Annotated in this window: 4 protein-coding genes; all 4 read right to left on the bottom strand. The window is 28.8% G+C overall.

Annotation, left to right across the window (positions count from 1 at the left end; all coding sequences use genetic code 11):
- Positions 1 to 449: 449 nt before the first annotated feature.
- The 4 genes from malQ to ABIN17_08320 are packed head-to-tail and all read right to left on the bottom strand — an operon-like array spanning position 450 to position 6,918.
- Positions 450 to 1,943 (bottom strand): 4-alpha-glucanotransferase, encoded by a 1,494-nt coding sequence (malQ, locus tag ABIN17_08335; protein MEO0285058.1) that lies wholly within the window; start codon positions 1,941 to 1,943, stop codon positions 450 to 452.
- Complete coding sequence (gene glgB / locus ABIN17_08330) at positions 1,936 to 3,816, bottom strand: 1,4-alpha-glucan branching protein GlgB (GenBank protein MEO0285057.1); 1,881 nt, start codon at positions 3,814 to 3,816, stop codon at positions 1,936 to 1,938. The genes malQ and glgB overlap by 8 nt, the downstream gene beginning before the upstream one ends.
- A 3-nt stretch (positions 3,817 to 3,819) precedes the next feature.
- Positions 3,820 to 4,848: a galactose-1-phosphate uridylyltransferase gene (galT, locus tag ABIN17_08325; protein MEO0285056.1), complete on the bottom strand. Its 1,029-nt coding sequence runs from the start codon at positions 4,846 to 4,848 to the stop codon at positions 3,820 to 3,822.
- Between the two features lie 15 nt (positions 4,849 to 4,863).
- The gene (locus ABIN17_08320; GenBank protein ID MEO0285055.1) at positions 4,864 to 6,918 is read right to left on the bottom strand and encodes a glycoside hydrolase family 57 protein; all 2,055 of its coding nucleotides are present in this window, start codon (positions 6,916 to 6,918) and stop codon (positions 4,864 to 4,866) included.
- Positions 6,919 to 6,963: the final 45 nt, after the last annotated feature.

Raw genomic sequence — 6,963 nt, 5'->3', positions numbered from 1 at the left:
GAGATAAATAAAAATATATACTTTTTAAAAGTAAATTTTGGAGAAAAAACAGAAACAATAAAAATTTTGAATATTGAATAAATTTTAAATCCACAGGAGGGACTTAAACTCTACTGAAAAATTTTATATGGTAGCCGCACCCTTCAAGGTGCGTTATGTCCCGCAGGCTAAAGCCTGAGCCTACCATTTTTTGAAAATCTTTAACATTTATTCCCATATTCTATAATTTTATGGTAGGGTGCGAAAAAATTCGCAGTCAAATTTTTTGAAAAATAGACAGCAAATCAACAGAAATGCTTTTGGAGTTAAAAAGATTGCGGTATATTTATTTATGGAAAAAAAATTAAGAACATTTTGTCGTAGGCATTCCTTTTAATCTTATTGAGCCAGAAAAATTCAATATTGTTATTATATTCTACACTAATTTGACATAATTTGAATTATAAATTTTATCTATTTGAAGCTTCAATCAATTTTTTTAAAAATTTAATTTTTTCTTTTAATAACTCAAAAAGTTTTATACTCATTCTCCATTTCCAGTTACCAATTTTTGTCCCCGGTTTATTAATTCTTGCCTCTTCACCAAGAAATAAAATATCATAAACAGGAATTATTATAACACTTGCTCTTGAAAAAAGCATCTTTTTCATTATCCCATTCCAGATATCATCTTCTGAAGAAATATTAAGATAATCTAAAAGAAATTTTTTTGTATTCTCTTTTATTTCCTTCTTAAACCAACCTTTTAAGGTATTTGTATCATGAGTTGAAGTATAAGCAAAAGATTTTTCAGAATAATTGTGGGGTAAATGGGGATTATTTAAATTTAAATCTTCAAAACCAAACTGAAAAACCCTCATTCCAGGAATATCATAAATTTCCATAATCTCAACAACATCATCAGTTATAAAACCAAGGTCTTCTGCAATTAAATTAAACTTACCAAATTTTTTAAAAATAAAATCAAAAAATTCTCTTGCAGGAGCCTTTACCCACTCACCAACTCTTGCATCCTCACTTCCATAAGGAATCTGATAATAACCAACAAAACCCCTGAAATGGTCTATTCTTATATAATCATAAAGTTTTAAATTATGAAAAATCCTTTTAACCCAGAAATCAAAATTTCTCTCCCTTAATTTATCCCAGTCATAAACTGGATTCCCCCATAATTGACCTTTCTCAGAAAAATAATCAGGTGGAACTCCTGCAACATATATAGGTTTTTTATTTTCATCAAGTTTAAAGATTTGAGGATTCTCCCAGACATCAGCACTATCATAGGAGACATAAATAGGTATATCACCTATTATTTTTACTCCCTTTTTATTTGCATATCTTTTAAAATTTATAAACTGTTTATAAAAAATATACTGAACAAATTTTACTTTTTCTATCTCACTTTCATATTTTCTCACCAATTTTTCTATTACCTCAGAATCCCTATCCCTTATTTTATTTTCCCATTCATTCCATATAGTTTTAAATTCATTTTTTAAAACAGTAAATAAGGAATAAGAATTTAACCAGTAATCATTTTCTTTGCAAAATCTTAAAAAATTATTATCATCACCTTTTTTTTTGAAATTATAATAGGCACTATCTAAAATGAGCTTTTTAAAATCGTAAACCCTTTCATATTCTACTTCATTTTCCTTAAAGTCAGGAACTTTTTTCAGTATATCTTTATTTAATAGATCCTCCTTGATTAAAAAATAAGGTGAAATAAATAAAAAATTGTAGGCAAAGGCTGAATAACTCATGTAAGGAGAAAAAAGGCCAGATTTATCAACTGGATTTAAAGGCAAAATCTGCCAGAATTTAATTTTATTTTCAGCTAAAATGTCAACAAATTTATAAGCAAAACCACCAAAATCTCCTATGCCAAAAGGTGAAGGTAATGAAAATATAGGAAGTAAAACACCACAACCCCTCTCATTCATTTTTTAAATATAAAACAGCAAGCGGAGGTAAAGTTAGCTCTATTGAATAATTTCTTCCATGAAAGGGTATATCTTGTGAATAAATCTCACCATTTTTAACACCACTTCCTCCAAAAACTGTATCATCACTGTTTAAAATCTCAAAATATTTTCCCTTTTTAGGAACTCCGATTCTGTAATTATATCTAACTACAGGGGTAAAATTACATACAACAAGAATAAAATCACCTTTTTTATTTTTTCTTATAAAACTTATAACACTTTGTTCTCTATCGTTAAAATCAATCCATTCAAAACCTTCTGAATAAAAATCAGTTTCATGAAAACATTTTTCTTTCTTATAAATTTCATTTAACTTCTTAACAAAACTAAAAAGAGAGCTGTTATAATGATTATTAAGTAAAGAAAAATTAATTTCAGAATCATGATTCCATTCTCTATCTTCACCGATTTCATTTCCCATAAAAAGAAGTTTTTTTCCAGGATGAGCATACATATAACCATACAAAAGTCTTAAATTGGCAAACTTTTGCCAAGTATCGCCTGGCATTTTATTCAAAATAGAACCCTTTCCATGAACAACTTCATCATGGGATAAAGGTAATATGAAATTTTCAGAAAAAGCATACCATATACTGAAAGTTATTTTATCGTGATGATATTTTCTATAAATTGGATCCTTAGAAAAATAAAAAAGAGTATCATGCATCCAACCCATGTTCCATTTCATTCCAAAACCAAGTCCTCCTTCATCAACCCTTCTTGAAACTTTAGGCCAGGCAGTTGATTCTTCAGCGACTGTGTGGATCCCCTCAAATTCTCTATAAAGGTAAGAATTCATTTCTTTTAAAAAATCAATGGCTTCAAGATTTTCTCTACCTCCATAAATATTTGGAATCCATTCACCTTCTTTTCTTGAATAATCAAGATAAAGCATTGAGGCTACTGCATCTACCCTTAAACCATCTACATGGTATTTATCAAGCCAGAAACAAGCACTAGAAATCAGAAAGGACTTCACCTCATACCTTCCATAATTGAAGATGAGACTATCCCAATCAGGATGTCTACCTTTTCTTGGATCTTGGTGTTCATATAAATGGGTTCCATCAAAAAAAGATAAAGCAAAATCATCTTTTGAAAAATGTGATGGAACAAAATCAAGAAAAACTGCAATTTTATTCTTATGTAAATAATCTATCAAAAACATCAAATCTTCTGGTTTTCCATACCTTGAAGTGGGAGCAAAATATCCTGTTACTAAATATCCCCATGATCCATAAAAAGGATGTTCCATTAAAGGTAAAAATTCAATATGGGTAAATCCAAGTTCTTTTACATATTCACAGAGTAAAGGGGCTATTTCCCTGTAATTAAAAAATTTACCGTTCTTTTTTTTCCATGAGCCAAGATGAACTTCATATATTGAAATAGGGGCTTCATGATGATTTATTTTTTTTCTCTCCTTTAACCATTCCTCATCATTCCATTTATAATCTAATTTATAAACTCTTGAAGCCGTCCCAGGTGGTTCTTCAAAGTAAAAAGCAAAGGGATCCTGTTTAAAGGCTGAATAATTATTAAATTTAGATAAAATAAAATATTTATAAAGGGAACCGTTAAGATCTTTTTCAACTATCCCCTCCCATATTCCAGAACCATCCCATCTAACAAAAAGTGGATTTCTTTCTGGTTCCCAGTTATTAAATTCACCTACTACATAAACTTTTTCCGCATTAGGAGCCCATACTGCAAAATAGGTTATATATTTCCCGTTTACCTTTATAACATGTGAGCCAAGTTTTTCATAAAGTTTATAATGTGAGCCTTTTTTAAAAAGATAAATATCATAATCAGTGAAAAGAGAAAACATGAATTATTTTACTTCCCTTAAATACCTTGCCGCCTCCTCAGGAGATATCGGATTTATATAAAAACCTGAACCCCACTCAAAACCTGCAATATGAGTTATTCTTGGTATTACCTCAATATGAAAGTGATAATCAAGATGTATTGTCTCCCAATAATAAGGTCTCCCAGGTCTTGGTCTTATAATAGGAGATGTATGAATTACAAAATTATAGGGGGGGTCATTTAAAAGAAGTTTAATTCTCAAAAGAACATCCTTCAAAACAATTGATAAATCTTTTATTTCTTCATTATCCATTAAAGTAAAATCATGACTGTGTTTTAAAGGGAAAATCCATGTTTCAAAAGGAAAAGAAGAAGCATAAGGGCACCAAACTAAAAATTTTTCAGTTTTATATACAATTCTTTCACCTAAAGAAACTTCTTGATCAATTAAATCACAGAATATACATCTTTCTTTTCTTTTATAATGTTCCTTTGCTGCCTCAAGTTCTGCAACCACTGCAAGAGGAATTATAGGAGTCGCAATAAGTTGAGAATGAGAATGATATAAAGAAGCACCAGCATCCTTTCCATAATTTTTAAAAATTAAAATGTATCTGAATCTTATATCTTTTGTTAAATCTATATATCTTTCTTTAAAAGCAAATAGCACATTTTTTATATCCTCAGAATTCATATCTTGAAGTTGAGTTTCATGATTAGGAGTTTCAATTATTACCTCATGGGCACCTATTCCTGAAACATGATCAAAAAGCCCAACTCCCTTTCTCATTAGTTCTCCCTCAATTCTTAAAGCTGGAAATTTATTAGGAACAACCCTCACTTTCCAACCTGGTTTATCTTTTTGTGTCCCTTCTTTTCTTATAGAAAAAACCTCTTTCGGAGTTTTATCTTCATTTCCTTCGCAGAAAGGACAGTTATCCTTTGGAGGTATTTCTTCTTTCTTTCTTTGAAAATCCTTTGGTCTTAACCCTCTTTCAGGAGAAATTATGGTCCACCTCCATCTTATAGGGTCGTATCTTAATTCAGGCATATTATTTTCTCCTTTTTAAACAAAATTATAATCTTCTTCTTTTTTTTCAATCAGATAATAACCGTATATAGGATGTCTACATACATTTTTATTTTCAATAGCCAAAAAGAGATATATATTATTATAAAGATTTTTTATTCTTAATTCAAAAATTTTATCTGCTTTAAATTCAATGTCATCAGGAATATTTCCTTTTTCAAATTTAAAAATTTTTTCAAAGTTATCTGACTTTATAGCAATTAAAATTTTATAACCTTCTTCAAAAATTTCATTAAAATTCTTTTTTGCATCAATTCTTAAACAGAAATTTTTCTCCTCATCCCATCCAAAGTAAAGAAACTTTAAAATACACTTATGTTCTATATCCAAGTCAATAGTACCCGCATTTGCCCATTCATAAAAATTTGTTATTTTACCATCAATAACAGGGTATATAAATCCTGAAATATTTTTCAAGAAATTTTTATGAATTTCCTTTTTAATTGGATTATTAAGAAAATCAGGGTATTTTTTACCTAAGTTTTTGTAAACATTTTTTAAATGTTCCCTAAATAAAATATCAAACTCAGGAGCATAAAATGTAGGATTATCATAACCAAGCCACCAGAAAAAGTCACTACCCTCTGCAAAAAGCATTGAATACAGGGATTTTTCATTTTTTAGAAAATCTTTTCCAATATCATATTTAACTTTTTTTAAGATATTCCAGCCTTCATTTTTTTCATCATCCCCCATCCAGGTTGTAAAATCACTTCTTATCCATGAACCTGGATGAATTCTATCTAAAATTCCCTTATCCTTAAAATCAAAACCTTGTTCAAAAGTCGAAAAAACAATAAAATCTTTTTGAGAGAGTATTTCATAAAACTTTCTTAAAAACAAAATTCCTCCTTTCTCATAATGAATCCAGGGATTTTCTCCATCAAGAATTACTGTTACCCATAAATTCTTCCCTTTTCTCCTTAAATCTTCAAGATAATTAACAAAATCTGAAACTGCTTCCTCTGACTTAAGATTTTTATAAACAAAACCTATCTTATCAGATAAAACTCTGTCTCTAAAAAATAAAAGAATTTCTCCTTCTTTTCCTCTGTAAATGTAAGGTTTATAGAGTTCATCTCTAATTTCCCAGGGTTTTTCTCTCAAAGGTATATTTATACTCCTTTCAAGTATCCCCTCATCAGCCATTGTAAATTGAATTTTTTTTCTAATAAATAAATCAAGGGTTTTGTCTGATACACTTCCTTCAGGTGGCCATATGCCTTTAATTTCTATATTGAATTCTTTTTTCATGAAAGATAAAGCAAGATCCATATGTAATTCAGCATCTTCAATACAGGAAAACTCTACCTTTTTTCCCTTGATATGAGGAGATGATATTTCAAAAGACTTACTATCAATTATAAGTGGAAGAATTGGATGTGAAAAGGGGGATGTTGTTAACAAAACTTTTTTGTTTTCAATAAGTTCTTTATAAATTTTAACAAGTTCTTCAATTATTTCAAAGCATATTTTTAAAATTTCTTTTTTGTCCTCTTCACTATAATTTTCTTTTTTTTCTCCGAGTTCCTTTAAAATTTTATTTTCCTCTTTTTTAATTTCAGAAATACTTGAATATATAAAATAAAACATTATATCCCTTAATTCATTATTTGAAAAAAATTTTATTTTTTTTTCAAGTCCTAAAATGTTCCCCCTTTTAATGTAAAGATAATTAAATCTTTCATAATTTTTAATTTGTTTCTCATAATTAAGTGAAAAAAAATTCCTTAAGACAAAAATTTTTTCATCATTTTCCATTTGAGAGGGATCTTTTTTAAAAATATTGAGCCATAAACAGGAAACATCTTTTTCTAAATATTTTTTTATCTGATACCAGAGAGTGGGGGTTATGTTAAAAGTAACCTTTACATTTTGGGGTGTATCAACTAAAATTCTCCCCATATCATAATATTCCCTTATTGCATGAATAAACACCCATGGAAAGAAAAAATATTCCCTTTCAGGTTCAAGAAGAAAATATGAAGGTTGATGAAGGTGCCAGAGAATAGAAAGGTTTATATCTTTCATGGATGGTAATTATAAAATTAGAAAAAAAGCAAAAACAAATAAAAG

Source organism: candidate division WOR-3 bacterium (genome assembly GCA_039803925.1).
Lineage (GTDB): Bacteria > Hydrothermota > Hydrothermia > Hydrothermales > JAJRUZ01 > JBCNVI01.
The sequence above is the reverse complement of the archived record's forward strand: the minus strand, read 5'-3'. Positions and strand labels throughout refer to the sequence as shown.